The sequence below is a fragment of the Anaerobacillus sp. MEB173 genome, assembly GCF_052119505.1.
In the GTDB taxonomy this organism is placed as follows: domain Bacteria; phylum Bacillota; class Bacilli; order Bacillales; family JBJMAU01; genus JBJMAU01.
Window position 1 is genome coordinate 290,749 of sequence record NZ_JBJMAU010000002.1, and the last position, 18,569, is coordinate 309,317.

Genomic DNA, 18,569 nt, shown 5'->3' on the forward strand with positions numbered 1-18,569 from the left:
ATAATATGGCATATCAAATCATAATTAATCTTGTAATCGCATTCGTTTGGATGTTTTTGCAGAATAGTTGGGACTCAGTAACCTTTTTACTTGGATATTTACTTGGTCTAGGGATACTTTTTGTGTTACGTCGTTTTTTCAGTCACCACTTTTATTTTGTAACGGTTCTCGCCATTATTAAATTGGTGATGATCTTCTTCAAGGAGCTTATTCTGTCAAATGTTACTGTAATTAAACAAATTCTTGATCCAAAACTGAACATCAAACCAGGAGTGTTTGCGTATCCAACTGAGCTGAAATCTGATTGGGAGATTACAACGCTCGCTTGCTTAATTACATTAACCCCTGGAACGGTTACCGTTGATGTTTCAATGGATAATAAAGTATTATATATACATGCAATGGATATTCCTCACAAACAGGAAGTTGTTCGACAAATAAAAGAAACATTTGAAAAAGCAATTATGGAGGTGAGCCGATAATGTTTGATTCCATCTTAATTGGGGCTACAATCATATTGTCGCTCTCCATTCTTGCTTCACTCTATCGTGTCATTAAGGGGCCTTCAATGCCGGATCGAGTGATTGCCCTAGATACAATTGGTATTAACTTAATTGCTATTGTTGCAATTGTTTCAATGCTACTTAGAACCTATGCTTTTCTAGAGGTTATTCTCTTGCTCGGTATTTTAGCTTTTATTGGAACCGTTGCTTTCGCCAAATTTATAGAAAAGGGTGTTGTCATTGAGCGCGATCGAGATAGTTAAATTAATCATTGCAGCACTCATTCTGTTAGGGGCATTTCTTAGTGTATTAAGTGCATTCGGCCTAATTCGTCTTCCAGACATTTATACACGATCACATGCAGCAACAAAAAGTGCAACGTTAGGTGTACTCTCAATCCTCTTAGGAACGTTTTTATTCTTTTGGATTGAAGATGGTTACATCAGTGCCAGGTTACTTCTCGGTATCCTTTTCGTATTTGTAACCGCACCAGTCGGGGGACATTTAATTACCAGAGCAGCTTATTACTCCAAGGTACCTCTTTGGGAAAAGAGTGTTCAAGATGATTTAAAAAAAGTAGTTGATAATAAACGTAAAGAACAAAGCGTAGATAAATAAAAAACGAAAGCTCCTTATGTGGAGCTTTCGTTTTTTATTCATTGTAATAGATCAGAACGCATATACATGTAAGTACACGTATCATAATTGATAACATCCTATTTTCATTCCAACTTTAACTTCAGAAGGAACTGGCACAGCTTCATCAAAAGCAATTGTCCCTTTCTCAAACAATAATACAACTGTTGAACCAAAAGAAAAATAAGCCATTTCCTGTCCAATATGTAAATTATCTCCCGTAAATGTTGAGTGAATACTATTGACATTCATAGCTCCAACCTTTACAATAGCAAGACATTTATCATGAAATTGCAACTCTGTTATGAGGCGATAATTTCTAGACAATGGCCGTTTACCATATTTTAATCCTGTTTTATTTACTGGAAACGATTTTCGGCCTAACTGCCATTGCTTGAGAACTGTTCCATTTACAGGGCTATGAATACGGTGATAATGACTCGGGCTTAAATATAAAACCATATAGTTACCATCTCTGTATCTTTCTGCTTTATTTTTATCACCTAACATCTCGTGAAGGCTGTAATGCTGCCCTTTAACATAAAATTGGCATGCATCCGTTATCTTTCCTCTCTCAGCTAGTACTCCATCGACTGGACTCACAATATTTGTAGGTTCATTATCAATTTTTCTGGAGCCACTTTTTAGACGTCGACAAAATAGATCATGAAGGCTTTTATAATGTTCAATTGGCTTTTCCATTTCTTGCTGATTAATTTTGTATACCTTTACGAATGACTTATTTAAATGGCGACTTATACGGGAACTGGTGAACTTTTTTAATAAATAAGAATTAATTCGATTTCCGCTTAATTCAACAAACGACCGGTAAATAACTTTTCTCATGTAAACCCTCCATGGTAATTTCAAATATATGTAAAATAATCAAGTAAAAGATATCTAGTCTACTTAATAAATTTATGATAAAATTATACTTTAAGGAAGTATATAATATTTTCCGCTTGTTATTCTTTATGATTTGCTAAAGATAATTATAATATATAATGATGCACTCATCTCTTTTTGTCAGTTTATTCTAAGGAGTGATAACGATGTTTTTATTACAACATATAGATCATACAATTAAAAAAATAAAAAGCCAAACAGCAAATTTGCTTACAATTATGAATCTTAGCTTAGGGGCATTGGCGATTCTATTTATTATCCAAAATGATTTAAGAGCCGGTTTATTGTTAATTTGCTTGGCAGCTGTATGTGACCGATTTGATGGAATTGTCGCCCGAAAAATGAATATTACGTCCGAATTAGGAAAACAGTTAGACTCTTTATGTGATCTCATTTCATTTGGAGTAGCACCTGCATTATTACTTTATTCAGGTATTTTGGTTGAATTCGGAACGCCAGGAGCAATTTTTACGATTATCTTTATTGCATGCGGTGCCATTCGCCTTGCACGATTCAATGTCTCAAATCATAATGGTTATTTTGTCGGTTTACCAATTACTGCTGGAGGATGTATTTTGACAGTAAGTTTCCTGCTAATTGGCTTAATTCCTGCCTATATCTTCATGTTCATCACCTTAATTATGTCATTATTAATGATCAGTACGTTTAAAGTAAAGAAAGTATAATTATAAAAGATCCCACATTGTAAAAATGATAGGGATCTTTTTTATTTTAAGCTTAGTTAAGGTTTAATGTTGGTTTACATTTCTGGAACTTCCTGTTCATTCTCCAAGCTGTAATTAGGTAGGATCAGTACTTCTACACGCCGATTCTTTTCTCTGCCATCTGACGAATCATTAGAGGCAACTGGTTGGTATTCACCATAGCCAGTTGCACTAAAATCCTCAGCGTTTAAGTCCTTATTATCAAGCATAAATTTCATAAAATTTACTGCTCTCATTGCACTTAAATCCCAATTTGAACGAAACTGTTCATTAAAAATGGGAACATTATCGGTATGACCAGCAACAGAAACTTTACGAGGAGGGTCTGTTACTAATAATTTAGAGATTTCAACTGCTAATTGTTTTGATTCTGTCTTTACCGTGGCACTACCTGAATCAAACAAAGCAAGATCCAAAATCGTGATTCGCAGTCCTTCTTTTGTTAAACTCGTTTCCAAATGTAAATCTAGATGATTATCATTAATGTAATTGTTTATTTTTTCTTGTATCTCTTCAAGATCTTTTACTTCTTGAGCAGCTTCTGATTCATTTCGGTCTTGTTTTTCATTTTTTTCCCTTTCACCAGTAACAATAGAATTCTCTATTTCCGGAACAATACTGTTATTTTCAAGCAATCCTTGTCCACCAAAGCTTGAACCAAATGACTCAACAATTTGTTGGTATTTGATAGAGTCAATTGTACTTGCTGCAAAAAGGACAATAAACAAAGCAAGGAGTAGCGTAAGAATGTCAGCATAGGGAATTAACCAAGATTCATCGATATGCTCATCATGCTTCTTCTTTCTACGCATCTACTCCCTCTCCTTGCTTAGCTTGTGCTCTGCTACTTTCTCTTTCTTTATACGGTACATACACAATTAACTTATCTTCTATCGCACGTGGAGCGACACCATCTTGTACAGATAATACACCTTCAATCATGACTCGTTTTACCATAATTTCTTGTTGAGATTTTCTTTTTAACTTATTGGCAAAAGGGTGCCATAATACATAACCACTAAAAATACCAAAAAGAGTTGCCACAAAGGCTGCGGCAATTGAATATCCTAGCGCTTCAATATCTTGCAAGTTACCAAGTGCAGCAATTAAACCTATGACTGCCCCTAATACTCCAAGTGTAGGTGCATAAGTCCCTGCTTGCGAAAAGATTAAAGCACCACTGGCATGACGATCTTCCATTGCCATCAATTCTTCATCCATTGTATCTCGAATGTAATTTGGATCTTGTCCATCCAACACCATTTTCATACCTTGACGAAGAAACGAGTCTTCAATTGTATCAACTTTATCTTCGAGTGCTAATAAACCTTCTTTTCTTGCAATTGTCGCAAAATCAACAAATAATGGAATGATTTCCTTTATTTCTGTGACTTTTTGCTCAGTCATAATAATCTTAAACAGCTGTGGTATTTTTTTAATTTCTTTCATTGGAAAGGCAATTAATATGGCTGCTGCAGTTCCTGCAAAAATAATTAAAATGGCTGCCAAATTAAATAAAACTCCTAAACTTGTCCCTTTAGCTAACATTCCAAAAAGGATTGCTAAAACTCCTAAGATGATTCCTACAATTGATGTCTTATCCATAATTTACCCCACTATTATTCTCCTAATTTTAATATAAATCTACCTCCCTATCATATTCTAATTCTGAGTACATTGAAAGACTTTATAAGTAATTTTTCCTGACTCACGAACAAAAATCGACATATTTATTAATGAAGACCGCCAACATTTTTTGATAAAATACCCTCATTGAAACATTAATGCATTTCTCTTACCCTGAAGAGCAGACTCATTCATTAGGTATGATTCATAAACTTTTTAATGACTATTGTAATGAATCATTGCTTACTTATATCGTTATGAAAAATTTAAAAAAACAGGAAGAAGCCTTACTTATTGCTTATGTGAAGAAACGTAAATCGATACCTCGTTTGTTAACAGGTTCAGATTTAAAAAGACTGGGATTTACTCCAGGCCTCTATATTCACAAATTTTAAATGAAATGGAAAGTGTGTATTTGGATCAGCAAATAAAGAACAATAAAAAAAGTGTGATTCAATGGGTGCAAACCACGTATGGTAATAAGAGTACTGATTAAATAAATCAGCACTCTTTTCTTCGGTGAGTAATCATATTTTCTTCATTAGTAAGGTAAAGATCTAATGGCGGTTTTTCCTTTAAATACCCTTTGTTCATCAAAAGGAAGTAGTTTAGCCTATTATTAGGATCAAAATCGATGACTGGTAATTTATTTTCTATATAAATATATTTATCCACTGCTTGTTGAACAATATCTAAGTATTTTGGGATCTCTTTCTCTTCTTCTTCAAATGTTTCATAGGTAGCCTTGGACATAAAAAATTTTTTTTTCGGAATCCCCTTCAAATAAGGTAATAATAACGTTGTATCAATACTATTATCTTCTTTTACTAAAACAGATCTATAAACCCCTTTGGGTGCATTTTCTTCCCACTGTGTTATCGTACTGCGAATATCATGGATTGTAGCATCAATTTCCTGATATTGCACCTCTTCCTTTTTCTTTTTATTAAACCAATCAAACATGAAAACAAACACCCCCTCCTAGTCTTTTCCTTTTTATATTTTACTTTATTCTTTGATTCATTTCATGAAAGAATCAAAAAAAAAATTGACATCTCCAACCATTTAGGTTGATTGTCAATTTTTGATCCATAGTACTTTACTTACTCTACTTTAAATAAGAATCAGTTGTATCGTATTGATTACTTTTAGATTGCCCAATCATTTTTTTTACTTTATTAACAAGTGAAACTGTTTTCTCATCACTAATACCACAAAAAATATAAATACCAACAATGACATAAACAAAAATTGTTATGAAACTAAGTATAAATAACATCATACTCACTCCCTAATTTATTGAAAGTGATTCTCATCATCATTATAACCATAATTAGGGAGTACTTCAAGCTTTGATTAGAAATTACATAATACGAACTCTTTCACCCTTTAACTAAGTTTAAACCTTTCAACTACTGATTTAAGTTCATTCGACATCGCACTTGTTTCCTCTGCACACGAAGAGATCGTTTCCATTGACGCAGAGGCTTCTTCTGTTGATGCGGAAACTTCTTCTACACTTGCTGCCGTATTCTCGATAATCGTGGCTAATGAGTGGATTAAACCAACTATTTGTTCAGATGAGGCGACCTCAGAGTCAGTTATTTCTTCTATTTGACTAATATCTTCAACCGTCATCTTAACAGCTGTTAATATACTCTCTAACGCATCACCGGATTTCCTCACAATCGTCACCCCTTGTTCAACTTCTAGTCGACTAAATTGTGTAGCTTCAACAGCTTCAGCAGTACTCGTAGTAACTTTCCTCGCTAGATCAGCCACTTTACCAGCACCTTGGTTTGATTGTTCTGCTAACTTTCGAACTTCATCGGCTACAACTGCAAATCCTTTGCCCGATTCACCTGCCCTTGCAGCTTCAATCGCAGCATTTAAAGCAAGTAAATTTGTTTGCTTAGCAATCCCTGTAATCGTTTCTGTAATGATACCGATTTCTTTGGAATAATCATCTAATGTAGAAATTAACTGCTCAGTTTCTATTGTTTTTGCACGAATTATACCCATTCGTGCAATTGTCTCTTCAACAGTACTTTTACCTTTTACAGCCGCATCCAGCGTCGTTTTTGAATTATTAGTTGCTGATGTAGCCTTCTCTTTGGCAATTTGAATGAGTGATGAGAGCTCTAATAATACTTTTGAGGTTTCTACAGTTTTCAAATTTCCTACTTCAGCTTCTTCAGCGACTTGTTGAGTATTTGTTGCCATTTCATCAATACCAGCCGTTACCTCCTGTGAGGACGCTGCCATTTCTTGAGAAGCAGCAGCTAAATCATCTGTAGAAGTTCTTACAGTATGAACAATTGATTGAAGACCTTTTATCATCTTATTAAACGAAACCGTAAGTTCTCCAAGTTCATCCTTACTTTTCACCGGCATTTCACTGATCGTTAAATCACCTTCAGCAACTCGGTTTGCTTGCTCTTTTATTGCATTGACTGGTGTCACTATAATTCTGCTTATTACTAGCCCAATTGTAATCGCCAAGACAATCCCAATTCCTACTGCAACAATTAATAAAAGCCTAGTTTTTTCGAATACATTCTGATTCTTCACTAATAAACTTTCCGCACTTTGTTTATTCATTTCTAATAAATCACCCAGATTTATACTTGCCTCCCGAAAAGGAGTTTGTGCTGCTTGTACACCCTTTTGTAATTCTTCAACATTTCCTTCGTGGACTAAAGAAATATTATTTCTAACAATGGTAATATAGTCACTCCAATTTCCTTTAAAGCTTTCAAATAGCTCTCTTTCTGTATGGGACATAGATGCTTGGTCATATTCTTCTATAATTTGATTAATCTCTGTAATATTTTGCTCAGCACGGTCTGTAAATGTAGAGTCAAGTGATTTTCCAGCTTCTAGCATTTGAACTCGTGTATTCTCTGCTAAACGACTTAGATTACCAATATTACTTATCGGCACTAAACGTTCATCATACATAGACACTCCATTTTCGTTAATACTTGATAACGACGAAATTGCATAAAAACTTAGTGAAATCAAAATCAATACAATTAACATGAATGAAAAAATTAACTTTGCTGCTAGTTTCATTAGTACCTCCAGGCATTTAAATGTACTCGGCCGCCCCTTGTAAGTCAGTCATCCAACCATGCTAACCTAAGTGGAAATCCTTGATTTTAATAATACTATTTATTAAGTTTCTTGAATGAACATTCTTTCATCGTTTTCAACAATTCTATGAATATTTAGAACTACTTTTATTTGATGATTAGTGCTATAATCCTACATATAATAAAACAGCTGCCCTCATTAATAGGCAGCTGCTACGGTATTATTTCCCTACACTATGATTCTTTTTATAAAACTCATGTAACAACTTCATTAATGCCCTTTTCTCTATTCGGGATACATAGCTTCTAGAAATCCCTAATTGCTTGGCAATTTCCCTTTGCGTCTGCTCCTTACGCATATCCAAACCAAACCGGCCAACAATCACTGTTTTTTCACGGTCATCTAGGATATGGATGAATTCATATATTTGACTTTTCTCCATGTTTAAATGGATCGTATCAACAACGTCTTCTACATCTTCTTGCAGGACATCAATTAACGTGATCTCATTTCCTTCCTTATCTGTACCAATTGGATCATGTAGAGAAACATCTTTTTTTACTTTTTTAAGCGCTCTTAGATGCATGAGAATTTCTATTCTAATGTCAGAAGGGGGCAATCAAAAAAAACTTGTCTAGGGCTATTATAGAGCGTTTACCTTTAATAGTCGAGTAATGAATAGTTATTACTTATGACAAAACAGATTGCTTTTTACAATTTATCCTTAAAAGGTTTAAGAAACAACTTCGATTTACATTATATCCAAAAGCATTTTTTTCACTTGCTGTTAAATATACTTGTTTTTTTGCTCTTGTAACAGCAACATAAAATACACCTAATTCATCAATAAGCTGAGCTTCATTGTTTTGATTGATTCCCAATTGACACCAGCGTTTAAAACTGCAATTTTTACACATTCCATGATAATTTGGAAAGGAATCTTTCTCTACATCAGGAATTATTACATAATCCCATTCTAAACCTTTTGCCCCATAAACAGTTGTTACAATTAAATTTTCTTCAACGTACTCCATATAGTTTTTTAAATTTCTACTAACAAAAAAATTGATAATTGAATGCTTCCTTTGCTCCATTGTTGATTGTTTCCATACTTGTTCCTTTGGAAATTCATGTATAAATATCTTTAATAATTTTAATAAAGGTTGATTGTCACTTTCGATATTCTTATACATTTCATAAACTATATTATAAAATTCAACTAATGTCTTTTTTGTTAAAGTATGTTTAGTTTTCATAAATTCAATAAACTTCGAGAGACATTCATCATTAAATTTAATATAGGATAAATCCTCATCCCTTAAATTTAATCCATTAAAAAATTCAATGTCTTGTGACTCAAGTTGGTTTAATATTTCTTCTAGATTTTTTCCCCTTTGTCTCACAATTATAGAGACTTTAGAATTTTCCTGTTTAACAGGAAGGTTTTTTAAAATATTAATAATTCCTTTCGCTTCATCCCTTTGGGTTTCGAACAGATTTACATATATATTGGATTGTTCATCGACTAGAGGTAAAGTTGGATTTCTGGCTATTCGTCTTATACTTTTGTCTAATAATAGCATTTCTTTATTTTCCATAAACCGATAATTTTTTTCTAAATGTATATACTCTGTACCAAACATTTCAGCTGCTTCATCAAATAAGTTAGGAATTGCACCTATAAATCCGTAGATTTTTTGTAAAGAATCTCCAAAAAATATTACTCTTGTATCCTGCTTTATTAGAAGTTTTAATAAACTCCAGCTAAGATAATTTGTATCTTGAAATTCATCAATAATAATAGTTGTAAACAACTTTTGATAAAAGTTTAAAATAGTGGGGTAATTAATAAATAAATATTCAGTCAATAAAATTATTGAATCATATGTAATACAATTGTTAGGAATTAATTTTTCAACTACTAACTTTAAATATTCTTCCCTAAACTTTTTGATATTTTGATAATCTACACTATTTACAGCATTACTAAAGTTACTGATTATTTCCAATTCAAGTTTAGTTAAGGATATATCGTTATTATTAGTTAAAGGTATTAGTTGATCAATATTTTTAAGGTTTTCGTGTATATAATAACCATACTTCCCTAATACTTTTCTACAAAAACCATGATAATTCGTTACTTGTACCTTATTCTTCACTAGATTTTCAGTATATGTATCCGAGTATTGTTCAAGTAGTGATGGTAGTTGTAAAATAACATCCTTTTTCACTTTATGTGCTGCATTAACACTAAAAGTTAATACTAAAACTTTTTTATGATTATTAATTTTTTTAGTTGCAATGTCAAACGCAATTTTGCTAATTAAAGTTTTTGTTTTACCGTACCCCGCAGGTGCCTCAACTGTTAGCTTTTTTGAATTTGAAAAAATAGCACTAAGTTGGGCGTCGTCATCCTTATGTTCTTGTTTAAACTTTTCTCTAATTTCTTCACTCATTTGTCTTTCTCCCAACAGCACAGTATATCGCATCTTGATAAACTTGAGGTATATTTGGTACGTGTTTTGCAAGTTCTTGTCCAATAACTATGCCTTTTAAAGTCGAAAATTGTTTAATTAACTCTCCAGTTATGCTTTCCATAAGGGCATTTAATTCTTTAACATCTAATTTTGCAAACTCTTCAGTTAAATTGGGGTTAGATGGATTTATATCTAAATTTTGCCTCTTGGCTTTTCCAATTATTAACCCTTTTTTATCACTTATATTTTCAAGCATAAATTCAACATAACTAGGGATATCAAAGGATTGCACCATCTCCTCTTCAAAATGTCGATTTGAAGTAATGAACAAGTTAGAAAGACCTTTAAATGCATCACGTTCACCATTATTATCATCTCGATCAATTATCCCAACAGATTTTATACCAAATTTATTAAATAAATTCATTAACGGTGGTACAGTATTAACGCTACCAGCGTTAACAATGCTTACTGCAAATTTATCAAGTTCTACACCTAGTCTTTCCGAAAATACAGGAAATGCTCCTTGTTCGGTCTCCCCTTCTACAATTAAAACTGACCTGGAATAAAACGCCTCTTTTAATACAGCCATATTTTTATTAAGATGTTTTATCATATCCTCCGTAAATTCAATATCCATACCACTTTTAACCTTTAACTTTGAATTTTCATCTTTATAAAACCGAATAATATGTCTATAATCATCTTGAATGATATAAGGAGAATGTGTAACAAAAATTAGTTGCCCATCAACGAAACTTAGCTCAAACAAGTCTTCTAATAGCTGATTAAATTTTCTCTCTTCTCCATTAACAATCTTTACTAAATAGTTAACCAAACTCCTTTGCATATGAGGATGAAGGTGAATTTCTGGTTCATCTAGTCCAATTATTATCGGTAAAAAATTAGTTCCATCTTCTCTTTCAAAAAACGGAGAACTCAATTTACTTTGTCTTTCAATGATATTAAGTATTGTATCAATAATTACTAAAGGGATAATGTTAGCAAATTGCACCCCATAACCAAGTTCATGCAGATAATATTCATCATTTCCTTTTAAAACGATTAATTTAGCAAGAACTTTTTCAATTTCTTCATCTAAATGGGCTCTGATTGAGAAATGGTCAAATGTTTCAATCTTTTCTATTTGACTGTTTAAAGCCTTTAAAAGATCCAAAAATTTATCTTTTTCCAGATACTCAACACCTTCCCCAGATTCATTTAAATAACGATGGACTAAATATTTTAAGAATTTCCCCCCACCTCTGCCCTTATCAAAATTTAATTCATTCATGGGACTTCTTAATGAATTATAATTTATAAAATTTAGTCTTCTTAGAGTTTGGTAAGAGATTTTCTCTTGTGTTTCCAGATGGATATACTCAATATTAGTGTCCATTTCCGATTGCTTAGCTATAATATTAATAAAATTCGGATGCTCTTCTTCAGGGGAAAAATAATCTTCAAAAATACCTATTTCGTCATTTGTTAACTCTATTTTCATATGAATCTCGATAGGACAATTTGGATCGTTAAAGTCTTCTTCATTAAAACTTCTTGAATTCACTATTGTATTTATTAATCTTATAAGATTTGATTTCCCAAGGTTATTTTCACCAACAATAAAATTAATTTTTGGATGTAAAGTAACTTTTATATTATCTAGATTTCTATAATTATTAATAAATAGGCTTCTAATTTTCATAAAATTCCTCCTTTTTATCACTCTTAATTTTGACATTCATCACCATATAATTCCAGAGAAAATTTAATATAATTAAAAAAACAGTCCTTGATAATTCAAAGACTGTCCTTATTATAATTATAATTAGTTCTTTCTAAACTTTGATCTTCCTCTATCGTTAACAACTCAATCAACTTCTCCCTTTCCCACACTTTAACATTTACCTTATTCGCTAACTCCCGTGCTCTAGGTGTAAGGTAATTATTGGTTAATATGATTCCTTCATCAGCATCGTAAAATTGAACTGCTGTTGAGGTTTCTTGAACAGCTTTAACATCAACTTTATTATTCCACCTTTTGCACTGTATTACGGTCTTTTTATTGTCTTTTGATTCCAAGATAATATCACCACCAAAATCATTATTTGGAGTGATCGATGCTTTATAACCAAGGTTAGAAAATAATATTGCCATTCTCTTTTCAAATTCAATTCCGCTCATTTTATCGATTTCATTAATACCAGATTCAAATAATGCTCTTTGTTTAGCTGCTTCACGCTCTCGTTCCTTTTGACCACTTTGCCACTTTTCAAAAATTTCTTGGTCTCTTTCTCTATTATCCAATGAAATAGGTGGACTATCTATAATATTATTATTTAATCTTGTTGGATCGGAAATCGCAATTTCCTTCTGATTAACCCTGTTCCCCCTTTCTACATTTACTAGACTAAAAATTAACTTATACACAAGATAAACAAACACGATTGAAAGAACAATGATAGCTCCTAGAATGATTTGACTTGAATGTGCATCTAACCATTCCACAACCTTTTTTCCAACAAAATAAATAATAACTAAAACTCCCATTACTGTTGTCATATCATTATTCCGATTTATTTTTCTCCTTCTTCCTCTTCTCCCCATAGCTCCTCCCAATACACTTTTTTACATAATATGTATTGAAATGATAAAAGTATGTCCAAAAGAAAACAAATACTTTAAAGCACTATTACAAAGCAGAATACAAACTAGACACTATTAGTAATTTTTAAAAAAGTAATGTTACTGATGTAAAAATAGTATTTTTTTTAAGGAGTAAATTTACTTTTGTTAGATTATTTATGTAAGGATACCCCATTAATATTTAAGGCGTTTTATTACGAGAGTAATTTTATGAATAAAAAAAGTACCCTAAATCAGGGTATTAGAATCGAGTTAATGGACAAATAAATATTCAACTTCCTTACCGTTTATTTTTACTATTGGATTGATTTCAGAATGGTACTGCTGGAACGGGGCATCCTTTGTTTCCGCTTTCGTGTGTTCCCTAGCCTGTGTTTCATGCAAATGAATTTTAAATTTTTCATACATAAATTCAATGGTCTTTTTTACTTCTCTGATGCTTTCATCTGTCATTAACTCAACGGTGGAATCTTTAATTAGATTTAACTGTTCTTGTATATCTTTACAAATATAAATAATCCACTTTTCGTACTTTCCCATTTCAGGATTATGTTTCATGATTGTTTTTTCAATAATTAAACTTCCTTTTTGTACAGTAAACTCAGCTTCCTTAATTACTTTATTGATTACCTCATGTTTAATGTCATCATTTAAATAAGGAAATAGTGGATGCTTAATTATTCTTTTAAGAGCTGTTGCGTGTATTCCAGTAATATCACGGTTCCATAGTCTTTTAAATAAGGAATTGCGAAAACTTTCATTGATATCCAAGTAATAAATAACTTCCATCGCTTCTTTACTAGAACCCGCTTTTGCAGTTTCATCACGGATGTATTCAGGTATATTAGAACCCTTTTCTAATCTTTTTCTAACATCTCTTGGTAAACTATCCTTTCCTAGCTCATCTAAATCATTGTACATTTTCTGCTTTTCCAACATTGTGGATCGCTTCTCTGATGTTTGCATCTTCAATCGGGTTTCATTCCGTTTTTCTTTTGATGTAATTTCTCTTATAACGTTACATTCCACTTGCGGAAATTTTTCTGCTGCTTGTTTCATAGCTTTGACTCTTCTTACTCCGTCAATTACATAAAATTCACCTTGTTTATTTGGACCTTCTACTACAATGGAACTAATCAAACCTTCAGCAATAAGACTGTTATACATCGCACCAACATTTAAGTAAGTAGCTTCAACCACATCACACTTTAATTTCTTTAGCGGTATTTTTATAACAATCCCTCCTTTGTTCCTATATATGTATTCTATAAGAACTTTGTACTATTCTTTGTTACAGAATGGTTATCCCTGACCATCCAAATAACCGAGAAATGTTATAACCATCTCCCCTAATTGCCGAGGTGTAATTATAGCTTGTATTTTTGTCTATAATAAAAATAGGACAAACATTAGCTTATCCCTTGATATCAAGGCATTCCTTGTCCATCACAGTGATACCAATTACGGCAATTAGGAGTAATCCCCGATCACGAATTACTCCTATTTACCGAGAATTTCAAACTTGTCCTTCCCAAAAACCGAGATTTTTAGGAATAGAACTCAGAAATAAAATAAGCAAAAATACTCTCCACCCATGGAGAGTATTTTAATTTGCCATCGAACCTAAATTGTATTTTAATTTTACTTCCAAACTTCCAAATTCATCGGTCACGATCTCATCCACTAAACAAATAAAAAGCCGTCTTACATGAAACTGGTCTTGCTTTGTTATTTCCTTTAATGCTTCCAATCCATTAATTAAAATTTCATCATCCAAATAGACTTCTTGTAGTGTTTCAATGTTCCACTTGGTTTCATTTATTGATTCATTTATTTGATAAATTTGTTCTTGAACATGTTCTTTGGTCAAAATTAAAATTTTAATCAACTCTTTAAATTTCTCTTCTTCTTTAAAATATTCATCCAACTTTTGATCACACTGATATAGCTTTGATTTTTCCACTTTTAATGCCTCTACAAGATTTTCCATTTTGTCATTTTCTATGTCAATCTTTTCACTTACTTTTAATTTCATATTTTCAACGATTTTATCTTCTTCTAATTTAAAACTGGTTTTAAAAATATCGATGATTTTTTCGTGTACATCATCAGCTATTAACTTATAGCTGCAACTCTGACAATAATACACTCGTTTTCCGTACACTTTTCCTTGGTTGCTTGTTGTGCGCTGATCCTTATTTTTTAATGACAAATTACAGTTGTTACATATTAATAATCCATTAACTAAAAACGAAGTCTTATAATGCTTTGGATTTTTATTTTCACTCTTCTTAATTGTATATAAATCCCAGCAATACTCCCACTCACTCTTTGTAATCACGGGTTTCATCAGTGAACTTTCCTTCATTCTCCAGTCTGCTCTTTCTCTAACAGCATTGTGCCTACCAAGATCTTTTCTTCTAATCGCAAGATATCCAGCGTAAATTGGATTTGTAATAATATTCTTCACTTTGTCTTTCGTCCAATTGGAGCCACGATGACTTTTTAAAGGTAGTTGTTTAGCTATCGAAGCAAAACCATGATTTTCTTTATATAGTTCAAACACTTTTTTCACTAATACTACTTCATGCTCAACTTGTTCAAAGTGTCCGTGTTTCTTCTCCCCTTTTTTGTGATACATATATCCAAAAGGAGCCACACCACCAGTCCAATGCCCTTTATCTGCAAGTGTCTCCATCGTTTTTTTGGTATTAATTCTGATTTTATCTAATTCATATTTCGCAACTCCATCTTTTACAGCTGCAAGGATTAGGTCACCCGAATCATAAAGTGTTTCTGTGCTGCTTTCAAAGATAGGAATCTCTAAAAGACTCATTGTAATTCGTAACATATCATGATCTTCTGGAATCCTCGCTAATCTTGAATGGTCATAAATCACGACAAAATCAAACTTTTTCTTATTTGCATCAGCCAAAAGATTTTGAAATTGTTTACGATCCCTTCTTCTTGAAGAAACTGAGCTGTCTAGATACTCCTTTTCAATGGTACAATCATATTTTTCCACAAACTCAAAAGCACTCCGTAATTGCGTTTCCATGTTTTGTTTTTCGGTAGAGTGTCTCCCATAAAAAGCTCCCACGCTGCCTGGTTTTAATAAATTAGATAAACTCAACTTCATCACATCCTGTTAAACTTTCATTATAAGGGTGTTTAAATACAACCTCTGCTTTATCTTGATATAGCTTTATATGGTGGACAATATCATGCAAAAGCTCAATTTTCTTTTCATCCTCCAGGTCATGGGTAAGAATGACTGGTTCAACATCTTTTTTTACCTTTTCTAGTTCACTAAATCGCTCTTTTATATCAAAAATTCTCGATTCCATTTCATTTATTAAATACTGCTTTTCTTCAAATCTTTTTAATTGATTAATAAGCTTCTCATCTACACATTCCATATCACTGGAATGTGTTAAACATTGACCTTTTAAAATAAGAACCTTTTTTGTCTGATTCATCTCCCTTTCAAATTTCTCAACAGCAGATTCATAAAATTCAATCTCATCTTTCATTAACCGATCCACAATCTTTCCCATATAACTTGTAATCAGGTTTATAAAAAATTGATTGGCTTTATCAATCACTTCCATCTCTAGAAAATCTTTATGAATGCGGTGAGTATGATGTGTGTCACATTTATAAGTTGGGTTTTTACCATATTTTTTTCCCTTTACCTCTTTACCGCATTCCGCGCATACAATAAGTCCTTTCAACAAATAAATTAATTCTTTTTTTTCACTTTCAGGAACTGGAGTTTTACGGATCACTTCTTTTAATTTTTGTTGGGCTGCATCCCATACGTCTTCTTCAACAAGTTTAATATGAGGAACATACCTTACGATCGAGTCTCCTTTATCATTGTAAATCCGATCTCCTTTGTATATGGCTTTCTCTAAAAGAGTACGGAGACGATTGTAATTCCATCCGTCATTGTTTTTATAAGTGATCCCTCTTTCTTGAATGACTTCTAAAAATTCACTTATGGAATCAAACTCCAATTCAACAAACAAGTGAAATAGAGTTTTTACTGTTTCAGCTTCCTCTTCATCAATGATCCAGTCCTCTACTTTAGATTCACTTTTTCTATATCCATATGGAATCCGTCCAACGGCATGTCTTCCATCTTTAGCTTTTGTTATTTTGGCATCTTGCAATTTATAAACCAATTTTTCTGCTTCTTGTTGATTAAAAGCAGCAATTATCCTCTCAATTAATTCAGCCTCTGATGTATAAAGCATTGGGAACTCGTACTCTGCTGCGAAATACACCTTTACTTTCTTTTCATTTAGCAAATCATACAGTCTCATATAATCCCCAACATTTCGCGCCAAACGACACCGACTGTACACAAGTAATCTTTTCACTTGCCCTTTTCTAATTTTATCCATTAATAGCCCCATATTTTTCCTATGGTGTGTATCGTTTTTTCTAGCCGATGTTGCTCGATCGATAAATTCTTCATCGATTAAACATTTTAGGGATTGAGCTTTTTCTTTTACACTTCTTATTTGCATTTCAATTGACATTTTTTGTTTCTTTTCATCGATTGAATTGCGGTAATAAGCAACGGTCATCAACTATAAAACTACCTCCTTTTTATCCAATAATTAAAATTATGATTCAACGCCTTGATTCATTTCTTTTTCTTTTCTTTTTTTATTAATCAAGAAATCTAGATATATTTCACACCACTTTTGTGTTGCGTGAGGATCGTGAACATAACTAACTGTTCTAACTTTTACTTCTCTAACTTTCTTCATTAAATCTCTCCTTTTTTATTCAAAACTTTCTAGAACAACGGAATGTTACATTAAGGGTTTAAAAAATACTCTGCTCTTGCTTAAAAAACCAAAGATAATGTGTTCCTACGAATGGTTTGTTATAGTTGTATTGTTCAAAGTAATGGATATCGTTAATTTCCTCAAGATAATAGCTCTCGAAGAAGTGTCTCATAATTTCAAACTGAGTTTTGCGATCCTGATAAAACACAAAGTCTTTTGTTGGGATGGGAAAAGCATCTTTGACAGTTTTCCGATTAGGTGTCAAATAATAATAAAGCTCAAATGGCGTAGAAGCATTCAATATAGTAACCTTTTCTTGAAAGAAAAGCATCCCTTTTCGTTTATTGTGACTTAAAAAACGCTTTACTTGTAAAATGCTTTCTTTTTCGTCATATTCCGTATTGTACGCTTCTTGAAATTGTAACAATGTAACTTTCATCAACTACCTTCCTTATCTATCAAGGGTTTGCAATTTACACTACCTCACTTCACTTATCCTTCTTCCTCTTAAAAAATTGAATTTAATCCCACCTGAACTCATTTTTCGATGGTATAATGAAATCAGTAGTACAGACATGAATACCAATGTTGGTATTTTTTAACTCACACTTCAGACATCCATTACTACTAAAAACAAGAAAGGTTTAGTCATAAACCGTGATGATAAAAATGGAGGTCCCTATGCTAAAAGACATCGGCGTAAAAATCAGAATATTACGTAAACAAAAAGGTCTTGGTTTAGAAGACCTTGCATCTAAACTTGGTGTTTCCAGAGCATATCTTTCTAACTTAGAAACCTCAAAAACCGATAGCATTCAACTTTCTGTTTTAGAAAAACTTCAAGATGAATTAAACCTATTTCCAGAAGAAATGATTAACGGCTTTGAACAAGAAACTGAATTTGATTTACAACTAAAAAAGATTCATCACCTCCTACAAGAGTTGCATCAACACGATCCGAAAGATACAGAATTTCTTCTTCATATCATTGAAAAACGATATGAAATGACTTTTGGTGAATGTGATACATCCCTTGATAAAAATCATTATAGACAAGAAAAATAAAAAATATTCTACAATAATAGAAAATATTTTATTTTATTCCATGTCAGTAGAATAAATATCGATAATTATGGAAAGTCTGTCACTAAT

18 protein-coding genes and 1 pseudogene are annotated in these 18,569 nt (G+C 32.3%); 5 read left to right on the plus strand and 14 right to left on the minus strand.

Annotated elements, in window-relative coordinates:
* Positions 1-5: 5 nt before the first annotated feature.
* The 3 genes from ACJ2A9_RS05920 to ACJ2A9_RS05930 are packed head-to-tail and all read left to right on the plus strand — an operon-like array spanning position 6 to position 1,121.
* Positions 6-482, plus strand: a complete 477-nt coding sequence (locus ACJ2A9_RS05920) for a Na+/H+ antiporter subunit E (RefSeq protein WP_441420692.1) — start codon at positions 6-8, stop codon at positions 480-482.
* The gene (locus ACJ2A9_RS05925) at positions 482-766 is read left to right on the plus strand and encodes a Na(+)/H(+) antiporter subunit F1 (RefSeq protein ID WP_441420693.1); all 285 of its coding nucleotides are present in this window, start codon (positions 482-484) and stop codon (positions 764-766) included. Before ACJ2A9_RS05920 ends, ACJ2A9_RS05925 begins: the two co-directional genes overlap by 1 nt.
* Positions 744-1,121, plus strand: a complete 378-nt coding sequence (locus ACJ2A9_RS05930) for a Na+/H+ antiporter subunit G (protein ID WP_441420694.1) — start codon at positions 744-746, stop codon at positions 1,119-1,121. Before ACJ2A9_RS05925 ends, ACJ2A9_RS05930 begins: the two co-directional genes overlap by 23 nt.
* An 81-nt stretch (positions 1,122-1,202) precedes the next feature.
* On the opposite strand, the gene ACJ2A9_RS05935 is transcribed toward ACJ2A9_RS05930, so the two are convergent.
* The gene (locus ACJ2A9_RS05935; protein ID WP_441420695.1) at positions 1,203-1,985 is read right to left on the minus strand and encodes a phosphatidylserine decarboxylase; all 783 of its coding nucleotides are present in this window, start codon (positions 1,983-1,985) and stop codon (positions 1,203-1,205) included.
* A 206-nt stretch (positions 1,986-2,191) separates the two neighbouring features.
* On the opposite strand from ACJ2A9_RS05935, the gene pssA reads away from it, so the two are divergent.
* Positions 2,192-2,731: a CDP-diacylglycerol--serine O-phosphatidyltransferase gene (pssA, locus tag ACJ2A9_RS05940; RefSeq protein ID WP_441420696.1), complete on the plus strand. Its 540-nt coding sequence runs from the start codon at positions 2,192-2,194 to the stop codon at positions 2,729-2,731.
* 74 nt (positions 2,732-2,805) lie between these two features.
* Here pssA and motB read toward each other — a convergent pair whose 3' ends face one another.
* From motB to ACJ2A9_RS06005, 13 genes and pseudogenes are all read right to left on the minus strand, one after another.
* On the minus strand, positions 2,806-3,582 hold the full coding sequence (gene motB, locus ACJ2A9_RS05945; protein ID WP_441420697.1) for a flagellar motor protein MotB: 777 nt from the start codon (positions 3,580-3,582) through the stop codon (positions 2,806-2,808).
* Positions 3,575-4,375, minus strand: a complete 801-nt coding sequence (motA, locus tag ACJ2A9_RS05950) for a flagellar motor stator protein MotA (RefSeq protein ID WP_441420698.1) — start codon at positions 4,373-4,375, stop codon at positions 3,575-3,577. The genes motB and motA overlap by 8 nt, the downstream gene beginning before the upstream one ends.
* Positions 4,376-4,897: 522 nt before the next feature.
* On the minus strand, positions 4,898-5,359 hold the full coding sequence (locus ACJ2A9_RS05955; protein WP_441420699.1) for a DUF3939 domain-containing protein: 462 nt from the start codon (positions 5,357-5,359) through the stop codon (positions 4,898-4,900).
* A gap of 426 nt (positions 5,360-5,785) precedes the next feature.
* On the minus strand, positions 5,786-7,471 hold the full coding sequence (locus ACJ2A9_RS05960; protein WP_441420700.1) for a methyl-accepting chemotaxis protein: 1,686 nt from the start codon (positions 7,469-7,471) through the stop codon (positions 5,786-5,788).
* Positions 7,472-7,712: 241 nt separating this feature from the next.
* Positions 7,713-8,096 (minus strand): annotated as a pseudogene (locus tag ACJ2A9_RS05965) (sigma-70 family RNA polymerase sigma factor); the annotation flags it as partial.
* 85 nt (positions 8,097-8,181) lie between these two features.
* The gene (locus ACJ2A9_RS05970; protein WP_441420701.1) at positions 8,182-9,948 is read right to left on the minus strand and encodes a UvrD-helicase domain-containing protein; all 1,767 of its coding nucleotides are present in this window, start codon (positions 9,946-9,948) and stop codon (positions 8,182-8,184) included.
* Positions 9,941-11,674: an ATP-dependent nuclease gene (locus ACJ2A9_RS05975; protein WP_441420702.1), complete on the minus strand. Its 1,734-nt coding sequence runs from the start codon at positions 11,672-11,674 to the stop codon at positions 9,941-9,943. The genes ACJ2A9_RS05970 and ACJ2A9_RS05975 overlap by 8 nt, the downstream gene beginning before the upstream one ends.
* Positions 11,675-11,769: 95 nt before the next feature.
* On the minus strand, positions 11,770-12,576 hold the full coding sequence (locus ACJ2A9_RS05980; protein WP_441420703.1) for a restriction endonuclease: 807 nt from the start codon (positions 12,574-12,576) through the stop codon (positions 11,770-11,772).
* 291 nt (positions 12,577-12,867) lie between these two features.
* Positions 12,868-13,815 (minus strand): hypothetical protein, encoded by a 948-nt coding sequence (locus ACJ2A9_RS05985; RefSeq protein ID WP_441420704.1) that lies wholly within the window; start codon positions 13,813-13,815, stop codon positions 12,868-12,870.
* Between the two features lie 406 nt (positions 13,816-14,221).
* Positions 14,222-15,748 carry a recombinase family protein gene (locus ACJ2A9_RS05990; protein ID WP_441420705.1) on the minus strand — a complete coding sequence of 509 codons (1,527 nt, stop codon included), beginning with the start codon at positions 15,746-15,748 and terminating at the stop codon, positions 14,222-14,224.
* Positions 15,735-17,210, minus strand: coding sequence for a recombinase family protein (locus ACJ2A9_RS05995; RefSeq protein ID WP_441421036.1), 1,476 nt, complete (start codon positions 17,208-17,210; stop codon positions 15,735-15,737). The genes ACJ2A9_RS05990 and ACJ2A9_RS05995 overlap by 14 nt, the downstream gene beginning before the upstream one ends.
* A gap of 39 nt (positions 17,211-17,249) precedes the next feature.
* Entirely contained in the window at positions 17,250-17,396 is a 147-nt protein-coding gene (locus ACJ2A9_RS06000; protein ID WP_441420706.1) for a hypothetical protein, read from the minus strand.
* 58 nt (positions 17,397-17,454) lie between these two features.
* On the minus strand, positions 17,455-17,856 hold the full coding sequence (locus ACJ2A9_RS06005; protein ID WP_441420707.1) for a hypothetical protein: 402 nt from the start codon (positions 17,854-17,856) through the stop codon (positions 17,455-17,457).
* Between the two features lie 242 nt (positions 17,857-18,098).
* Here ACJ2A9_RS06005 and ACJ2A9_RS06010 point away from each other — a divergent pair, with 242 nt between their 5' ends.
* Positions 18,099-18,482: a helix-turn-helix domain-containing protein gene (locus tag ACJ2A9_RS06010; protein WP_441420708.1), complete on the plus strand. Its 384-nt coding sequence runs from the start codon at positions 18,099-18,101 to the stop codon at positions 18,480-18,482.
* Positions 18,483-18,569: the final 87 nt, after the last annotated feature.